Source organism: Marinobacter metalliresistant (assembly GCF_038098645.1).
GTDB lineage: Bacteria > Pseudomonadota > Gammaproteobacteria > Pseudomonadales > Oleiphilaceae > Marinobacter > Marinobacter metalliresistant.
Genome location: NZ_CP101118.1, coordinates 3,321,424 through 3,338,835 on the forward strand (window position 1 = coordinate 3,321,424; position 17,412 = coordinate 3,338,835).

Below are 17,412 nucleotides of genomic sequence, written 5' to 3' on the forward strand. Positions count from 1 at the left end.
CCCTCAATGCCACCGGAAAACCAGCCAAACAGCACAATCACCCCAGCGAGTATCAAGCGCGGACGGTAGCCCTGTTTCTGGTCGCCGATCCTGATCACTTTTGGTTCCTCTTTAGAGTTGTTATTTGCAGAGCTGATATTTCAGTGCAGTGATCAGTCGCCGGGATTATGAGCCTCGCGAACGTCGGCAATGCTGCCCGGACCATGGCACACCGAACAGCTCTCCTGATTGGCTGTACCTGCCGGAACACCAAAGCCGCCGCCATTCTGCTCCATGTGGTTTTGTGCAGGCTCATCGTCGTGACAGGAAGAGCAGCCCGCTGCCGTCGCCGTTATGACCTGGTCGTCACCCTGATTGAGCGCGGCTGCAAGTGTGATGAAATCATCGGTTCCAAAAGGAGAGGCGTTGGCGACCGTTGCCTGAGTATCGATGGTTGTTCCGAGCACCCCCTCTGGCAAGGGTAACTCGAAGGTGCCATCGGCGTGGCACGCCATGCAGTCGCCGGGCTCGCGAGGGTAACGTATTTCACTGAAATCATGGGGGGTATTGCCGAAACCGTAGACAAGCAGATCCCCGGAGCGTTTGTCAGCACCATGAATGGCATGGATCATCCACTTGAAATCAATTGGCGCCTCTTCTGCGTTATCCACCGCATTCTGGTTGATCTCGTCGTCAGTGCCATCCGGGTCTGCCGGGCGCTGCGCAAGGTCGGTGGCGCGAGGGTTATGGCACATGACGCACAGTTGGACATTATCTGTCCGGTTCGAGCCGTGCAGCGAGAGCCCATCATTCTCACCGTGACAGTTCTGGCACCTGGCCAACTCAACAACGTCCCGGCGAGCCTGGGCCTGGCTATCCGTGATCGGAAAAAAGGCCACGGCACCGGTCACCTTGACCGCCACGTCAAAGGTGCCGTCACCATCGGGGTCCGCGGCCGGGTGGCCTTCAATGCCCACCGCGCCTGAACCGCTCACGTTTGCCGGTATGGCAACGGGAGAGACCACACTGAATGTGCCATCGCCGTTGGCTGTAGAGCCAGCAAGAGCATCGATTGAAACGACCTTGGCGGGCGCAACTCCGCTTCCCGAGTTGGTGTAGTCACTGGTGTCCCATGCAAGAATCACTGCCAGCCGGCTCTCGCTGCTGGTGAATTCCGGATCATTCTTCAGATCAAAAGGCTGGTCGTTGTTGGTTGGGTCTGTCACTGAAAAACGGATGTCTGGCTGCTCAGCCGGCCCTGTATTGCTGACTTCGATAATGTTGTAGCTGAATTGCCCGGCAGCAAGGCTGGCTGGAATGGTGTGAGAGTCCAGTACCGATCCGGCAATCTTGTTCTCTGCGTGGCAAACCGAGCACTCGCTGTTGTCTGTGACGATGCCTCCGGGATGGCCACCCGCCATGCCCGCGCTGAAGTCCACGTCGTCATGGCAGGAGCCACAGGAGGCAATGGTCGGGCGGGTGACGATATTGGTGGCGTCCGGTGTTTCGTTACTGGCAGGGTCATGGCATTTCACGCAGGTCTGCGGGCTTTGGGGGAAAGCGACATCGGAAAAGTCATTTCTGGAATCACGGAACCCGTAAATGACATATTCCCCGCCGCTTTCAACACTTGGCAACTGCTCACCCATGTGGATTTTGTGGATCAGGACCCGAAAATCCAGGTTGTTGCCACTGTTGGCGTCCGTGCTTCCCGGATTATGGCAGGTCACACAAAGATCCACGTCCTGGCGGCCATTACCGTGGATGCTCAATTCTCCGTGGCAGGAATTACAGGACGCCTGAGCGACAATTTTCCGCATGGGTATGTTGTCAGTCAGCCCGCTGGATGGCTGAAATGTGAAAACCGCATTGGTTAATGGCAGGGATTCACCGAGAAAGCTTCCCCGGATTTCGAGCCCTACGCGGTGCGTCAAATCCGGTTCAAAAGGTACTGTGACAGGATCAGTAATGGAATCCAGGTCAGCGGCAAATGTATATTCGTAGGTGCCGTCGCCATTGTTGACCAGGGTGCCGTCATTTTCTGTTCGGGCCTGAACGGCGTCCTGGGTTCCCGGGCCAGCACCGGCTGGTTCTATTTCATTCAGATAGCTTTGCCAGCGGTCGCTGTCGCCCTCCGTGCCCGGGACAAGCTTGGCAATTGTAAAAGACGGTTGTCCCTGGGTTAACTGGTCAAACGGAAATCCGAACTGGTCTGTGGCTTCAAATTTTACGACAGGGGCGCTATTGATGGTGACATCTGTTATACGGATCTGGAGTTCTTCGGGAACCTGATTAAAGGATCCGGGGGGGCCGGAGGGGCCGGGAGGTCCTGACGGGCCCCGATCGCCGGTATCCCCCTCGCAACCAGCGAGGACGAGAAGAACGATGAAACCCCAGGTCAATCCCCCGGTCCGTGCGATGGTGCGGAACGACTGGTTGATCGGCACGCAAGGTTTATGAGTTTTTGTTACCTTGTCCATGCTCATTGCCTCCCTGTCCGAAATGCCACCGGGCCCAATGGTCAATTTCATTCTTATAAAATAAGACGAATGCTGCCCGGTCGATCCCTTAACTTTTCGTTGATTGGTTGATTGCAGTCTGCGTGATTAAAAATAGTTCATCCGATCGGATAGTTGCACAGTGTTTTCTCAAAATCTGGCTATTAATTGATCTGTGTCAAAGTTGGTTTAACACCTAAGATGGTAGTAATTGATTTAAAATGGTAGTAATCGAATTGCTCGGGACGAGCGAGCAGGCTAAAGGCACGACCTTAAGGCACGACGGAACCCACCCGAAAAAGGAGCTCGCCATGCGTTCTACCACTTCTCTTATCCCTGCTACCCTGGCCGCCCTTGCGGTGAGCGCTGGTGTTTTTGCCGGGGTTCCGTCAGCAGCCGAAGACTGTGCCAGCTGCCATAACAAAAATGGCATCAGCGATGACGAAGACGTTCCCATCATTGCCGGTGCTTCTGCCTTCTTTCTCGAAAATCAGATGTTTATTTTCAAGGAGGGGGCCCGTCCCTGTGGCACGGAAGAATTTGCAGAGGAGGCGCATAAAGGTATTGCCGAGAGTCATTGTGACCTGGCAAAACAGTTAACCGAGAAAGAGTTCACTGAGCTTGCAACCTATTTCGCCGATCAGCCTTTCGAGAGTGCGGATCAGAAAGTCGATGAAGATCTCGCGAGCATGGGGGCGCAAATCCACCAACAGAGCTGCGAAAAGTGCCATTCCGACGGCGGCAGCCTGGTGCTGGATGATGCGGGCATTCTGGCAGGTCAATGGAAGGGCTATCTGATCAGTACCCTGCAGGATTACAAGAACGGTGACCGCTGGCAGCCGGAGAAGATGCAACCTGCAACCACTGCCCTGAGCGAAAAAGATATTCAGGCGTTAGCAGAATACTACGCCAGAGAGGGTAAGAAATAGGCGGACAGGAACGTGTTCCGGGCCACGACGGAGAGCATCAGTCTACAGGAGCAGGGCGATGGGAGCGGGGGAAGATCAGGGTTCGGAAAAAAAGGGCTGGTGGCATCGTCTCTGGCAGTGGCCGAAAACGAAATACCTCCTCTGGATTCCTGCGGGTGGTTTTTTGATGCTGGTCACGGGAGCGATTCTGCTTGGCGGGCTCAATGTCACCATGGAGAAAACGAGCTCCCTGGAATTCTGTACTTCATGTCATGAAATGAGCGCGTTTGTTTTTCCGGAGTATAAGCAAAGCGCCCATTTCTCTAACCAGAGTGGTGTTCGCGCGGTCTGCTCCGACTGCCATGTGCCGAAGGACTGGTGGGGTAAGGTCGTTCGCAAGACAGAAGCGACGTTAAATGAAATCCCCGCATGGATTACCGGGAAGATTGACTCGCCTGAAAAGTTCGAGGCCCATCGCAGGGAAATGGCGGAATCGGTTTGGGCGGGAATGCGAGCAAGCAACTCGGCCACCTGCCGCAACTGCCATAGCTACGAGGCCATGGCACTGAGCATGCAGGACCGCTATGCCCAGCGCAGGCACTCCCGGGAATATCGCGAGGCTACCGATAAAACCTGCATCGACTGTCACCAGGGCATAGCCCACAACCTTCCCAAAGTCACGGTAGAGTAAGCGTTCGTACACCTTTCCAGAGAGCGGGGGGGCAAAGCAAAGTCGCCAGCTGACCCTCAGGCCGCTATTCGTTCAAGCCGGGGGGAGAAGCAATTCCTGGTCGGGCGAATAGGGGCGGAAGGTGGTTCCCATCAGACTTCCGGCTGCTGAAGAATTTCCGTTCATTGTGCCAGAAAGTGGCTCCTGCAGCGCAGACTCCTGGCAGGCATTTACCCCTGGCTTTTGCAGTTTCGGAATCGCAACCATGGCTCGGATAACTCTTGGCATCAGGCCATTTTCCATATCTGGGCCAGAAAAAAGGTCACCATTTATCCGGCAAAGTACAAAGAGCAGCCGAAGTGATGTTGAGGCCCAGGAGTGCACTGATATTTAGAGCGATTCTGGAATCCTGAAACGTTACAATGTAGACAAGCACACGCTAAAAGTCGCGTAAACTGTCATTTTCATAATTTCTAATAATATCAAGCGGTCGCCGACTATTCACATGCAACTGGAGTACTAAATCCATGACGGATCAGAAAAAGTCTGACCAGACCACAAGTTCCGAAAAACCCTGGGGCGGACGCTTCAGTGAACCTACCGATGCCTTTGTCGAGAAATTTACCGCATCCGTGGGTTTTGACCAGCGCCTGTACCACCATGACATTACCGGTTCCATTGCCCACGCCACCATGCTGGCGGAAGTTGGCGTGCTCACCAACGAAGAGCGGGACCAGATCATTGAGGGCCTGAAGGGCGTCAAGGCGGATATCGAGGCCGGCAATTTCCAGTGGTCGGTCAGTCTTGAAGACGTGCACATGAATATCGAAGCGCGCCTGACCGACCGTATCGGCATCACTGGCAAGAAGCTCCATACCGGCCGAAGCCGAAACGACCAGGTGGCCACCGATATCCGTCTGTACCTGCGGGACGAGATCGATGTGATTGCCGAGGAATTACGGCGCCTGCAATCGGGATTGCTCGACCTGGCCGAGCGCGAGGCGGATACCATCATGCCCGGTTTCACCCATTTGCAGACTGCCCAGCCGGTGACCTTCGGGCACCATCTGCTGGCCTGGTACGAAATGCTGGTGCGGGATGCCGAGCGCCTCCAGGATTGTCGTAAGCGGGTTAACGTGATGCCCCTGGGCGCGGCGGCTCTGGCCGGTACCACCTACCCCATTGACCGTACCCTGACCGCGACGCTGCTGGGTTTTGACCGGCCGACGGAAAACTCCCTGGATTCGGTCAGCGACCGGGATTTCGCCATCGAATTCTGCAGTTTTGCCGCCTTGCTGATGACCCATCTTTCTCGGTTCAGCGAGGAGCTGGTGCTCTGGACCTCCGCCCAGTTCGATTTCATTGATCTGCCGGACCGGTTCTGTACCGGCTCGTCCATCATGCCCCAGAAGAAAAATCCGGACGTTCCGGAGCTGGTCCGGGGCAAGACCGGCCGCGTCAATGGCCACCTGATCAGCCTGCTGACCCTGATGAAAAGCCAGCCGTTGGCCTACAACAAGGATAATCAGGAAGACAAGGAGCCTCTGTTCGACACCGTGGATACCATCAAGGGTTGTCTGAAGGCCTACGCCGACATGATTCCGGCCATTCGTTCCAAGGCCGATAACATGCGGGTGGCGGCCAAGCGCGGTTTCTCCACCGCCACCGACCTGGCGGATTACCTGGTGAAAAAAGGTGTGCCTTTCCGGGACGCTCACGAAATCGTGGGTAAGTCGGTGGCGTTCGGCGTGGCTGAAGGCCGTGACCTGTCTGACATGACCCTGGAAGAACTGCAGCAGTTCTCCGACCGTATCGGGGCCGATGTGTTTGATGTGCTTACCCTGGAAGGGTCGGTTCAGGCCCGCAATCACCTGGGCGGTACGGCGCCGGATCAGGTTCGTGCGGCCGTTGGCCGGGCGCGCAGCCAACTGGGCTGAGCCGCACCTGCCGGCCACGGGTGGGGCCGTTAGCCTAGCCGCCAATCCGTCCCGTGGCCAGATCAACCGCTGCCGGCGTTAGCTGTTCCAGAGGTTGCGGGCGGAACAGGCGGTAGCCCTGGCCATAATGGATGCCGAGGGTCCTGACTTTCCGGAGGGCATCGTCGCTCTCGATAAATGTGGCCACGGTGACCTTGCCGGCGGCCTCGGCAATCCGGTGCAGGGCTTCGAGCATCACCTGCTGCACCGGATCCTCTTCCAGCTGCTGCACCATCCGCCGATCCAGCTTGATAATGTCCACGGGCAATTTCGCCGCCAGGCTGTAACTTTCCACCGAAGCGCCGGCGCCGTCCAGAGCCACCCGACAGCCCGCCCGATGCAGGGCGTCGCAAAGCACGGCCACATCGTCCGGGTATTGGGTTGCATGAGCTTCGCGAATTTCCAGGCAAAAGCAGTTGGGGGCAAACGGCGATTCGCTCACAGCCCGGGCCATAAAATCCGGGAAGGTGTCATCCAGTACACTGGCCAGCGACAGGTTAAAGCCGCAGTATTTCAGTCGGGGTTCCAGCAGCGGCTGGTTGCCTAACCAGTCCAGGGTTTGGCAAATCACCTGGCGGTCCAGGCGTTTGGCCAGATCAAAACGTTCCGCGACAGGCAGGAAGTTGTCGGGCCTGAGCATGGTCCCGCCATCCGATGTTGCCGGGATCCGGCACAGGATTTCAATATGATCGCCCCAGGTGGGGCTGGCCACCGGTCGCATGGCTTGATATTCGAGAATCAGGTGACCGCCGTCCAACGCCTCGCGTATCTGCTCCACTCGTCGGCTGGCGGTTGAATCGTCGGTCTGTTGGGTGATTGCTCTGGCGGCATGGACCCGGTTTCGGCCCGAGGTTTTGGCGGTGTGGCAAAGGTCCGCGGCCTGGCTGAGCAGTTGTTCCGGATCGCCCGGTATGTCGCTGTCCATGATCAGGAGGCCGCCGGAGGCTGTGGTCTGAAGCTTGTGGCCCTGCCATTCGAAGACCAGTTCCCCGATCAGGTCCAGGGTTTCCTGGGCAATTTTCCGGGCCCGGGCCTCCGGGCAGTTCTCGATCAGCAGGGCGAAAGTGTCTCCGGCCAGTCGTGCCAGGGCGTCACGCTGATGCACCCGCACGCCGAGATTGCCGGCCAGCTCCCGCAGGTAGCGGTCACAGGTACCGCTGCCGGCCAAATCGTTGAAGCGTTCAAAGTCATCAAGATCCAGATACAGCAGGCTGTCACAGGAATTCCGGTGGGCTTTCTGTTCCAGAGTCCGGAGCATCCGGGCGATGAATTCCTTGCGGTTCATCAGGCCGGTGACCGGATCGTGCCGGATCCGGTGGTCGCCATTTGAGGCGTGGTTGATGCGGTTCCCGATGCGCCTTGCCACATGGACAGCGCCGGTCACTTCGCCAAGTTCGTTGGTCAGGCGCTGGTAGTGGAACTCATGCACCGGCAGCTCCCGGGACTGCTGGGCCATGGGCATCTCAACAACGAAGCCGTCCCGCTCAAAGGCACGATGCCAGAGGCGCTCCATCAGCCTGCGTTCATTCGGAAATTCCTGCAGAAGTTCGCTCAGGTTATCGCCGTGCCCGGGATTCACGCCAAACGTTTCCGCGAACTGGCTGGCCCAGGCGTCATTGAAATGCAGCAGGTTGAACGATGCGTCCACTGCAACCACAAGATCCGGAGTGGCCCGGGTAGTCGCTGCCAGCAGCTGTCGCGCATTCTGGCGGGCGCTTTCGCGCTGCATTTCGGCAGTCCGGTCCACCAGCGTTCCGCCGAGCCTGTGAATCCGGCCCCCCTGCTTGAGTGCTTGGCAATTCAGGGTGACCCGGCGCGGGTTCTGCCTGGAGGTAAGAATGTCGAGATCGAGGGAAAAGCGTTCGCCGGTCCGTATGCAGCGCCGGAACATGGCCCTGACCCGTGCCTGTCCGGTCTGGCAGTAGAACAGGGCCTGTTCCGGGGTGATCTCACTGCCGGGTCTGAGCTCAAGGAGCCGGAACATACCCTCCGTCCAGGTCATCTCGTTGGTTCTGGTGTGGAGCTCCCAGACCCCGAAACTGGCACTGCTCTCCGCCGAGCGCAGCAGCCGTGAGTCCCTGGTTGAACTGTCGCAAAGGGTTATGGTGGCGCTGGCGGCCTTGTCGGAATCACGCATGTCGACGCGCAGGCTCAGGCAGGCTGTGTAAAAGAAACCTTCCTTGTGCCTGAATGTCACCAGAACGCTCTGGCCACGTTCAATCCGGTGTCGGTTGGCCGGCGCGAAGGGGTCGTCCTGGCGGGATGCCAGAATCCGGTGTACCGGCTGGCCTTCCAGTTCACTGCTGTCGTAACCAAGGATGGCTTCGGCCTGATGATCGGCAAGCAGCACTTTGCCTTCATCGTCAATGCGCACAATCGTATGGCGCTCCGGTGTCGGGGACTGCTCCGAGCGGTAGCGGCGAATGATGAATTCTTTCACGACGGGTGAGCCTCGGGGGTTCTATAGCTTTTATTTTTTTGTCGGTTTTGCCACGATGCGTCCATCATACTCATACTGGCATTGAAAAGAACCTCTCCCCGGAGCCGCCTTGAGCACCCACGTTGCCCCGATTGCCCTCGATTTTGAGGAGGGTATAGACCGCAAGACTCTCCGTCGGCTGAGGGACCGGTTTCTCGTGGTCAACCAGCAGCGCTGGGACCGTGCCCATTCGGCGTTGTCCTACCGCCAGCAGATGGTTCTGGAGGTTCTGCCACTGGTGTTCCACCTCAATCATCCCGCCTTGCCGGGGTACCTGGATAGCGACTGCCCTTACGGCCTGAGTCACTACAAACCGCCAGACGCTACCATCAATGCGGCGAAGCGGCTGACCCGTACCTTTTCCCTGAAGGATGAAGGCAAGCGCAAACCGGATCTGGACGCCATGTTCCTGATGGGGAGCCCCGGTACTTTGGGGCATTCCGTTGCCAGTGATCTTGATGTCTGGCTCTGCCACCGCAACGATTTGCCGGAGCGGGGTATTCGCTGTCTCGAGCGCAAGGCGCAGAAGCTGGCCGGGTGGGCCGAATCCTTCGGCGTGGAGCTCCATGTGTTTGTTTTCTGTGCATCGGACTGGCGGGCCGGGCGCCAGCGGGCAGAGGTGACGGGGGAGAACTGTGGCAGTGCCCAGCACTTCCTGTTGCTGGACGAGTTCTACCGGACCAGCATCCACCTGGGCGGCGCCTGGCCGATGTGGTGGCTGATACCGGCCGACCAGGAAACCCGTTATGACCAGTGTATGCGAAAGCTGGTGGATTGTCGGTTTGTACGGGCCGAGGAGCACATTGATTTCGGCCCGGTCCCCTCGATACCGGAAGCAGAATTTCTGGGTGCCGGGGTCTGGCAGCTGTACAAGGGCATTGATGCCCCCTGGAAGTCCATTCTCAAGCTGCTGTTGATCGAATGCTATGCCCGGACCGCCGGGCAGGCGTTGCTGTCCGGTGAGTTCAAGCGGGCCGTCTTCCGGGGTGAAACCGACGCCGACAGTCTCGACCCCTATGTCATGCTTTATGACCGACTGGAGGGCTGGCTCTCCGGGCCGGAGGTGGCGTCTAGGCTGGACCTGGTTCGCCGCAGCCTGTACCTGAAAGCCGGCCTGCCGCTGACCCGTTCTGAGGTGTCCTCTGAGCAGTGGCGAACCCGTCTGCTGAGGCAGCTGGTTGAACGCTGGGACTGGCCGGAGAGCACGCTGGCGGAGCTGGATGAGCGCCAGCGCTGGCGGGCTGAGGATGTCACCACCCTGCGCCGGACGATCGTGAACGAGCTTACCCACAGCTACCGCTTGCTCTCAAAAATGGCCAGAGATCACGGCCAGCGGGCCGCCATCAGTGACAGCGATATCAACCTGTTGGGCCGTAAGCTGTACGCGGCGTTTCAGCGTAAAGCCGGCAAGATTGAACAGATCAATCCGGGCCTCGCGCCGTCGCTGGCGGAGGAGAATCTCGCTTTCCACCACCAGTCGGAGCAGGGTGGCAATGGTGAAGGCTGGTTGCTTTACCGGGACCTGGAAGATCCGGCCGATGCCTTCTGGCAGCCGGTTATCCGCCGCTCCGGCAATCTGGCCGAGCTGATGGTCTGGTGTTACTGCAATGGTCTGCTGACCCGCTCGACCCGGCTGAATGTCCGGGCGGGGACGAGCATTGCCTCGGTGAGCGAGCTGCGGGAGATGCTGGATGCCCTGTCCGGGTTCCTGTCATTCCCGGTTGCGCCTGCACCACGGGAGAGCCTGTCCCGGGGTGTCCGGCCCCTGAGAAATCTGTTGCTGGTCAATGTTGGCGTGGACCCACAGGCCCATCTTACGGACAAGGGGCTTCACAAGCTCAGCGCCCGGCACGATTCCCTCGGCTTCAGTGGCGGCCGGGAAAACCTGGTGATCAGCATCGATCAGATCACCTTCAACAGCTGGCACGAAGTCAGCCTGCAGCACTACGCTGCTGGCGACACGCTCATCCAGTGCCTGAAAAACGTTCTGGCATCGGTGGCGGCCAACCCAGCCGAATTGCCCGGCATTCTGGTGCATTGCCATAACCGGGGGCACGGCTCTGCCATTGCCCGCCGTGTCCAGGAGTTGTTTGCCGATGTCCTGAGGCCCTTCTTCGCCGGCGGTGCAGGGCCCCACCCGTTGCGCTACGTCATCGAAATGGATCGCCGTTATTTCCTGCTGCAGTTCAATGGCCTGGAGCCGGGCTTCGTGGCGCTGGAGAGCTTCGATGCCCTGATGGAGCACCTGGCGCTGCCCCAGGAGCGCTATCTGCCGGTGGTGTTCGATCGTTACGCGCTTCAGGACGAACCGGCCCTGCGGGCCGTTAGTCAGGCCAGTGAACCGGATAATATCCAGGTTTTTTTCCGGGTTCTGGGGGAACAGGCGCGGCTCTGGGTCGTTGATGAACTTGGCTCGGTGTTCAGCTGGGACCAGGCTGTGAACAGCCGTCGGCACCTGCTGGTGCCGGTGTTGCGGTTTCTGGACAACCTGATTGAACGGCGATTGCTCCGCCATACCGATTCGCCCGGCGTTGTTGCCGGGGTGCAATGCTACGAGATTGTCCGGCGCGACGGTGCCTGGCGTGCCGAATGCCGGCCGGAATCGGATTCGGGTGCGCCCTTGCCCGGGCTTGAGGTGCAGGCTGTCGGAATTCACGAAGGGGACAGCCGGCTGCGCTTTGATATTTTTTGTGGCGAGCAGGAATTTACCGTGCAGGAATACGGCGACCAGCTGATTCCCGCCGTGGCCCACTACATCCGTTCCCTGCGCCAGAGCGGCGAGGTTTACCCGGTGTACCTGACCGATGTCCATCTGCCCCACGATATTGACCCCAGGGTCTATCAGCAGGATATCCAGACCAGCCAGTACCTGTATTACCGGTCTGTGCTTGAGGATTCCCTGAATCGACAGCTTGCCAGAGGGCGCTGACCTCGCCGCGCGGTGCGGGTGTCAGGTATACTGCGGCCATAGTGAACTCAGGGGTAGCAGGTATGCGTGCGTGGACTCTTCCGATCATGGTGCTGTTGCTGGCGATCGCAACGAGTGGATGCGGTCAGAAAGGACCGTTGTACCGGGACAATCAGGATATTTCGGCCCGGGCTGCGGCCGAGGCATCTGATGAAGATAATCGTGACTAACGCTCCGGCCTTTCCGCCCCGTTAAACGAATCAGGAAACTCATGGATCATTTCAACTATCGCAACGGCGAGCTTTACGCCGAGGGTGTGGCTGTCTCTGCCATTGCCGGGCGCTTCGGCACGCCAGCGTACGTCTATTCCCGGGCGACCCTCGAGCGCCATTATCGCGCCTACGACGAAGCCCTCAAAGACCATCCCCATCTGGTGTGCTATGCGGTAAAAGCCAACAGCAACCTGGCTGTGCTGAATGTTCTGGCCCGGCTGGGCGCCGGCTTTGATATTGTCTCGGCGGGCGAGCTGGAGCGGGTGCTGCGGGCCGGCGGCGACCCGGCAAAGGTGGTGTTTTCAGGCGTTGGCAAGCAGGAATGGGAAATGAAGCGGGCGCTCGAGGTGGGTGTGCGCTGTTTCAACGTTGAGTCCGATACCGAGCTGGACCGACTGAATGCCGTGGCTGGCGAGCTTGGCGTCAGGGCGCCGGTTTCCCTGCGGGTGAACCCGGATGTTGATGCCGGCACCCATCCCTACATTTCCACGGGTCTGAAAGAGAACAAGTTCGGAATCGATATCGCCGAAGCGCCGGACGTATACACCCGCGCTGCGAGCCTGCCAAACCTGGAGATCAAGGGCGTGGACTGCCATATTGGCTCCCAGCTCACCACCGTCTCCCCGTTCCTGGATGCCCTGGACCGGGTGCTGGCCCTGATCGACACCCTGGCCGACCGAAGTATTCATATCCATCACCTGGATATGGGGGGCGGTCTGGGCGTTACCTACAATCAGGAGCAGCCACCGCAGCCGTCGGATTATGTCCGGGCGCTGGCGGAGCGTCTGGGTGACCGGAAGCTGGAGCTGATTCTCGAGCCCGGCCGTTCCATTGCCGCCAATGCCGGTATCCTGGTTACCAGGGTCGAGTTCCTGAAATGCACCGGGCACCGGAACTTTGCCATCATCGATGCCGCCATGAACGATCTGATCCGTCCGGCCCTTTACAGTGCCTGGCAGGCGATCATCCCGGTCACGCCGCATCAGGACGGCGAGGAAAAAGCCTGGGATCTGGTTGGGCCAGTCTGCGAAACCGGGGACTTCCTGGGTAAGGACCGTCACCTTCGCCTTCGGTCCGGGGACCTGCTGGCGGTTCGCTCTGCCGGCGCCTACGGCTTTGTCATGAGCTCCAACTACAACACCCGCAACCGGCCCCCGGAACTGATGGTCGATGGCGAGCAGGTGCATGTGGTCCGGCGCCGCGAAACCCTTGAAGACCAGCTCGCGCCCGAGAGCTGCCTTCCGGAATGAGCGGAGGCGAGGAGATGAACCAGCAGCGCCGGAGCCAGGGCCCCTTACTTCGGTTCACCAAGATGCACGGGCTGGGTAACGATTTCATGGTTGTGGATGCCATCAGCCAGCCGTTCCGGCTGCGCCCGGACACGATCCGGGATCTGGCCAACCGGAATTTCGGTATCGGGTTTGACCAGTTGCTGGTGGTGGAGCCGCCGGGTTTGCCCGACGTGGATTTCCGCTACCGTATTTTCAACGCGGACGGTTCCGAGGTGGAACAGTGCGGCAATGGCGCCCGTTGTTTCGCCCGGTTTGTCCGGGACCAGCACCTGACCAATAAAAAGGTGATACGGGTCCAGACCGCCAAGGGTGTGATCGAGCTGCGCGTTGGCCGGGATGGCATGGTCATGGTCAATATGGGGGTGCCTGAGCTGAATCCGCCGGCCATTCCGTTTGCTGCAGACCGTCGCAAGGACGTGTACACCGTGGATGTGGACGGCCAGACCGTGGAGCTCAGCGCTGTGTCCATGGGCAATCCCCACGGCGTGCTGGTGGTGGAGGACGTAGACACAGCGCCCGTGGACACCCTGGGGCCGAAGCTGGAGCGCCACCCCCGCTTCCCGGCCCGGGCCAACATCGGCTTCCTGCAGATACTGGATCGCAGCCACGCCCGCCTCCGGGTGTTCGAACGAGGCGCCGGCGAAACCCTGGCCTGCGGCAGCGGAGCCTGTGCCGCCGTGGTCGCTGGCTGTTTGCGTGGCCTGCTGGATTATCGGGTTGAAGTGGAGTTGCGCGGCGGCAAACTGGTCATTGAATGGCAGGGTGACGGGACCCCTGTTATGATGGAAGGGCCTGCAACCAGCGTATTTGAAGGGCAGTTAAGGCTGCCAGCTGATTCTGGCAGTCGCCGCCGAAAGGGCAGTGGCCGCCCCCACAAACAACGATCCTGACAGCCAGGAGTTCACCATGACAGAACAAACGGCCCGCCAGAAGGCCGGTGACCTCACCCGGAAAGAGGTGGCGGAGTACTTGCGGGCCAACCCCGATTTCTTTGTCGACCAGGACGAACTGCTGCGCAGTCTGACTCTGCCCCACGACAGCGGTCGCGCCATTTCCCTGGTCGAACGCCAGGTGCACCTGTTCCGCGAGCAGCGGGACACGCTGCGCAGGGAGCTGGTGGAGCTGGTGTCCATTGCCCGCCACAACGATCGCCTGTTTGAAAAGAGCAAGCGCCTGTTGATGCAGGTGATTGAAGCGCGGACCCTCAACGATATGGCCTCAGCCATTGATGACAGTATCCGTGGCGATTTCGGCCTCGACGCGGCCTCGGTGCTCCTGTTTACCGACGCTGAGCTACCGGAGGCCTCCCAGGGTGCCCTCCATGTGGTGAGCCCTTCGGTGGCCCGTGAACGACTGGGCAGCCTGCTTGAAGGCGAGCGGGCGGTGTGTGGCCAGTTCCGCGAGAGCGAACGGGAGTTCCTGTTTCCGGACCGGGAAGAGGCGATTGCTTCTGTCGCCCTGGTGCCCCTGCGTCATGATGAACTGGTGGGCGTGTTTGCCGTTGGCAGCTGCCAGCCGGGTTATTTTGACCAGAGCATGGGCTCGCTGTTTCTCAGCTACATCAGCGACACCCTGAGCCGGCTGCTGCCGCCCATGGTTCAGCGCCACACCATGGCCGCCCCGGTTACCGATATGGCGACGGAGTCGCGCTGAGGTGTCAGAGATTCCGGCGGCGTCGGACCTGCCCGATGAGCTGTGCGGGCCATTAACCGATTTCATCCGGCATCTGGCGTTCGAGACGCGGCATTCACCCAGAACCTGCGACAGCTATCAGCGGGACCTCCTGCGCCTTGCCCGGTGGCTGGCTGGCAGAGAGGTGCCTGCGTGGCGGCGGGTCACCAACCATGATCTTCGCCGCTATGTGGCTACTCTCAGCCGGGAAGGCCTCTCAGGCCGCAGTATTGCCCGGCACCTTTCGGCAACTCGCCGCTTTTTCCAGTTTCTGCTCAGGGAAAAGCTGGCGTCCGACAACCCGGCCCTGGACATCCGCGCGCCGAAGGGTGGCCGGCGCCTGCCCCGGGTGGCCGACGTCGACCAGCTGAGTCACCTGCTGGACAGCCAGCCGGACGACCCCCTCGAAGTTCGTGATCTGTGTATGTTTGAGCTGATGTATTCCTCCGGGCTGCGGCTGGCGGAACTGGCGAGCCTGGATACGGGAACCGTTGACCTGCGAAGTGGCGAGGTCCGGGTAGTCGGCAAAGGCGGTAAAGAGCGGCTGTTGCCAGTCGGGAAAAAAGCGGTGGAAGCGATCCGGGCCTGGCTGACTCAGAGGACGGCGCTGGCCAATGAGGGTGAAGACGCCCTGTTTGTCAGCCAGCGCGGTGGCCGGCTCAGTCACCGGAGCATTCAGGCCCGGCTTGGTCGCTGGGGGATCACCAGGGGGGCTGACCAGAAACTTCATCCCCATCTTCTGCGGCATTCCTTTGCCAGCCACATGCTTGAATCCAGTGGAGACCTTCGCGCCGTACAGGAACTGCTGGGACACGCCGACATCGCCACAACCCAGGTCTATACTCATCTTGATTTTCAGCATTTGGCCCGGGTTTATGACCAGAGTCACCCCAGAGCTCGCCGGGATAAGTATCATGGCAGGACCCATGGCGAAAACACCTCAGGTCAGTGACCGGCATGCCGGTCACTTCCACTCAATAACGGCACAGCCAGCGTAAACGGGAGCGCTCCATGGCATCCGATCCTTCCTGGAAGGAGAAATACCTTCAGAAACTCGAATCTGCTGATAACCGGGAAAAGCAGTGGAAGGCGGAGCGGAATACCCTTGAGCGTATGCTGGTGCGCACCAGCCTCGCATCCGAGGGTCAGACTCCAGAGCTTGACCGGTTGCTGGTCCGTATCCGCAAGGACCTACGGAAAAGCAGGGTGGATGTGGATGCCTGGAAGGAACTGCAGGACCAGATTGACCGCCAGGTAGCCCTGTTGGATGAACACCAGGCCTCCGGTGACAAGAAGCGGTCGTTTTTTTCGCGCAAAGAGCGGGAGCCAGAGCCAAAAAACGGTCCGGAGCCGCAACCAGAGCCTGAAATCGCCTCAGAAGCCGCTCATGCACCGGGCAATGGCCAGGATATTGAAGACAATGCCCAACGACTGCGCATTGCCCGCCGGGTTGGTCAGTTGCTGGGCCAGATGCTTACTCAGGTCTCTCTGGAACCCGCCGCCGAGGCCCGGGCCCGGGCCCTTCAGCAATCCCTGCTGGCAAGTAACGACTGGGACGAGTTGCGGGAAGGCCTGAATCATGTCGCGGAACTGGTCATTGCCGCGGTTACCCGGAGCAAGCGTGAGTTTGAGGCCTTTCTCAAGCGTCTGGATGAGCGACTCGAGATCCTGCGGGAACATTTCTCGGCCCAGTCCTCGGCCCAGACCGGTCGCCTTGATGCGTCAGAACATCTTGACCGGGAGATCCGCGAGGAAGTCGAGCGGGTCGGGCTGCAGTTGCAGGCCAGCGACAACCTCCGGGACCTCAAACAGTCTGTCAGTGGCCATCTGGAATCCATTGTTCAGGCGGTTGGCCGGTTCCGCACCCAGGAGTCAGAGCGTGAGCAGGTGCTTTCCGAGCAACTGGAGGCGATGCAGGAGAAAGTGGCCGCCATGGAGGCGCATTCAGAGCAGATGCAGGAACAGGTTCGCAAGGAACGTCTGCGAGCCATGACCGACCTGCTCACAGAGCTGCCGAACCGGGAAGCCTGGCAGGAGCGGCTGTCTTTCGAATGCAACCGCTGGCAGCGTTACCGTCATCCACTGACCATCGGCGTTCTCGATATCGACCTTTTTAAGCGAATCAATGACTCATACGGCCACAAGGCCGGGGACAGGGTGCTTCAGCTGGTTGCCAGGGAATTCAGGGAGCGGCTGCGCACCACCGATTTCGTGGCTCGCTTCGGGGGCGAGGAGTTTGTGGTGCTGTTCCCGGAAACCGGGCCCGCCGATGCCCGTACCGTCGTCGACAAGGTGCGGGAGCACGTCGGCAAGCTGCCATTTCATTTCCGGGGCGAGCCGGTAACCATTACCTTTTCTGCTGGCTTGGCGGGTTTTGTTTCGGGGGACACTGAAGAGTCGGTATTTGATCGGGCCGACCGCGCCCTTTACCAGGCCAAGGACGGGGGTCGCGATCGGGTTGTTATCAGTGAGGGCGCCGAGTCCTAGTGGCGCATCCGGGCATCCAGTTCATCGATAATCTCCGCCCAGTCACTGTCTTCCTCCAATCCTTCTTCCAGGAAATGGGACTGGCTCTCTGACCAGAAAGGGGCATCCTGGATAGCGACCTCGCTTGGCAGGGGGGAGTACCTGGCGACAAAATCCTCGATGCTCCTGGTGTCGGAGGCAAGGCCAAGCTGCTCAAATAAAGTGCTGAGGTTGTGTTTGCTGGTGTCCATGTCCATTCATCTCCTGTTGGCGGCTTGCCTGAATGAAATCGC

Annotated in this window: 13 protein-coding genes; 10 read left to right on the top strand and 3 right to left on the bottom strand. The window is 59.6% G+C overall.

All coding sequences use genetic code 11. The features are described 5' to 3' along the window. Positions 1–152 precede the first annotated feature (152 nt). Positions 153–2,459 (bottom strand): OmcA/MtrC family decaheme c-type cytochrome, encoded by a 2,307-nt coding sequence (locus NLK58_RS15565; RefSeq protein WP_341581251.1) that lies wholly within the window; start codon positions 2,457–2,459, stop codon positions 153–155. A gap of 329 nt (positions 2,460–2,788) precedes the next feature. Between NLK58_RS15565 and NLK58_RS15570 the strand changes: the two genes are divergently transcribed. The 3 genes from NLK58_RS15570 (at position 2,789) to argH (ending at position 5,992) form a co-directional block, all read left to right on the top strand. Continuing rightward, positions 2,789–3,406 carry a c-type cytochrome gene (locus tag NLK58_RS15570; RefSeq protein ID WP_341581252.1) on the top strand — a complete coding sequence of 206 codons (618 nt, stop codon included), beginning with the start codon at positions 2,789–2,791 and terminating at the stop codon, positions 3,404–3,406. A gap of 58 nt (positions 3,407–3,464) precedes the next feature. Beyond that, a complete protein-coding gene (locus NLK58_RS15575; RefSeq protein WP_341581253.1) occupies positions 3,465–4,076 on the top strand; it encodes a NapC/NirT family cytochrome c in 612 nt (203 codons plus the stop codon). A 506-nt stretch (positions 4,077–4,582) separates the two neighbouring features. Then, positions 4,583–5,992, top strand: coding sequence for an argininosuccinate lyase (gene argH / locus NLK58_RS15580; RefSeq protein WP_117619365.1), 1,410 nt, complete (start codon positions 4,583–4,585; stop codon positions 5,990–5,992). A 34-nt stretch (positions 5,993–6,026) separates the two neighbouring features. Here argH and NLK58_RS15585 read toward each other — a convergent pair whose 3' ends face one another. Then, entirely contained in the window at positions 6,027–8,471 is a 2,445-nt protein-coding gene (locus NLK58_RS15585) for an EAL domain-containing protein (protein WP_117619366.1), read from the bottom strand. Positions 8,472–8,580: 109 nt separating this feature from the next. Between NLK58_RS15585 and NLK58_RS15590 the strand changes: the two genes are divergently transcribed. The 7 genes from NLK58_RS15590 (at position 8,581) to NLK58_RS15620 (ending at position 17,140) form a co-directional block, all read left to right on the top strand. After that, entirely contained in the window at positions 8,581–11,439 is a 2,859-nt protein-coding gene (locus tag NLK58_RS15590) for a class I adenylate cyclase (protein ID WP_117619367.1), read from the top strand. Between the two features lie 62 nt (positions 11,440–11,501). Beyond that, complete coding sequence (locus NLK58_RS15595; protein WP_227539315.1) at positions 11,502–11,648, top strand: lipoprotein; 147 nt, start codon at positions 11,502–11,504, stop codon at positions 11,646–11,648. Between the two features lie 41 nt (positions 11,649–11,689). Beyond that, positions 11,690–12,940: a diaminopimelate decarboxylase gene (lysA, locus tag NLK58_RS15600; RefSeq protein ID WP_117619368.1), complete on the top strand. Its 1,251-nt coding sequence runs from the start codon at positions 11,690–11,692 to the stop codon at positions 12,938–12,940. Positions 12,941–12,954: 14 nt separating this feature from the next. Further along, positions 12,955–13,872: a diaminopimelate epimerase gene (gene dapF, locus NLK58_RS15605; RefSeq protein ID WP_117619369.1), complete on the top strand. Its 918-nt coding sequence runs from the start codon at positions 12,955–12,957 to the stop codon at positions 13,870–13,872. Positions 13,873–13,888: 16 nt separating this feature from the next. Continuing rightward, positions 13,889–14,635 (top strand): DUF484 family protein, encoded by a 747-nt coding sequence (locus NLK58_RS15610; protein WP_341581254.1) that lies wholly within the window; start codon positions 13,889–13,891, stop codon positions 14,633–14,635. Positions 14,636–14,663: 28 nt separating this feature from the next. Further along, positions 14,664–15,605, top strand: a complete 942-nt coding sequence (xerC, locus tag NLK58_RS15615; RefSeq protein ID WP_341582819.1) for a tyrosine recombinase XerC — start codon at positions 14,664–14,666, stop codon at positions 15,603–15,605. A 59-nt stretch (positions 15,606–15,664) separates the two neighbouring features. Further along, positions 15,665–17,140: a GGDEF domain-containing protein gene (locus NLK58_RS15620; RefSeq protein WP_117619371.1), complete on the top strand. Its 1,476-nt coding sequence runs from the start codon at positions 15,665–15,667 to the stop codon at positions 17,138–17,140. Here NLK58_RS15620 and NLK58_RS15625 read toward each other — a convergent pair. Beyond that, entirely contained in the window at positions 17,137–17,370 is a 234-nt protein-coding gene (locus NLK58_RS15625; RefSeq protein ID WP_117620424.1) for a DUF2789 domain-containing protein, read from the bottom strand. The two genes, NLK58_RS15620 and NLK58_RS15625, sit on opposite strands and share 4 nt — an antisense overlap. Positions 17,371–17,412 lie beyond the last annotated feature (42 nt).

Bases quoted from the DNA above. Each gene is read 5' to 3' on its own strand.
- NLK58_RS15610 (WP_341581254.1), top strand. From the start codon at position 13,889: ATGACAGAACAAACGGCCCGCCAGAAGGCCGGTGACCTCACCCGGAAA.
- NLK58_RS15575 (WP_341581253.1), top strand. From the start codon at position 3,465: ATGGGAGCGGGGGAAGATCAGGGTTCGGAAAAAAAGGGCTGGTGGCAT.
- NLK58_RS15570 (WP_341581252.1), top strand. From the start codon at position 2,789: ATGCGTTCTACCACTTCTCTTATCCCTGCTACCCTGGCCGCCCTTGCG.
- lysA (WP_117619368.1), top strand. From the start codon at position 11,690: ATGGATCATTTCAACTATCGCAACGGCGAGCTTTACGCCGAGGGTGTG.
- NLK58_RS15625 (WP_117620424.1), bottom strand. From the start codon at position 17,370: ATGGACACCAGCAAACACAACCTCAGCACTTTATTTGAGCAGCTTGGC.
- NLK58_RS15565 (WP_341581251.1), bottom strand. From the start codon at position 2,459: ATGGACAAGGTAACAAAAACTCATAAACCTTGCGTGCCGATCAACCAG.
- NLK58_RS15620 (WP_117619371.1), top strand. From the start codon at position 15,665: ATGGCATCCGATCCTTCCTGGAAGGAGAAATACCTTCAGAAACTCGAA.
- argH (WP_117619365.1), top strand. From the start codon at position 4,583: ATGACGGATCAGAAAAAGTCTGACCAGACCACAAGTTCCGAAAAACCC.
- NLK58_RS15595 (WP_227539315.1), top strand. From the start codon at position 11,502: ATGCGTGCGTGGACTCTTCCGATCATGGTGCTGTTGCTGGCGATCGCA.
- dapF (WP_117619369.1), top strand. From the start codon at position 12,955: ATGAACCAGCAGCGCCGGAGCCAGGGCCCCTTACTTCGGTTCACCAAG.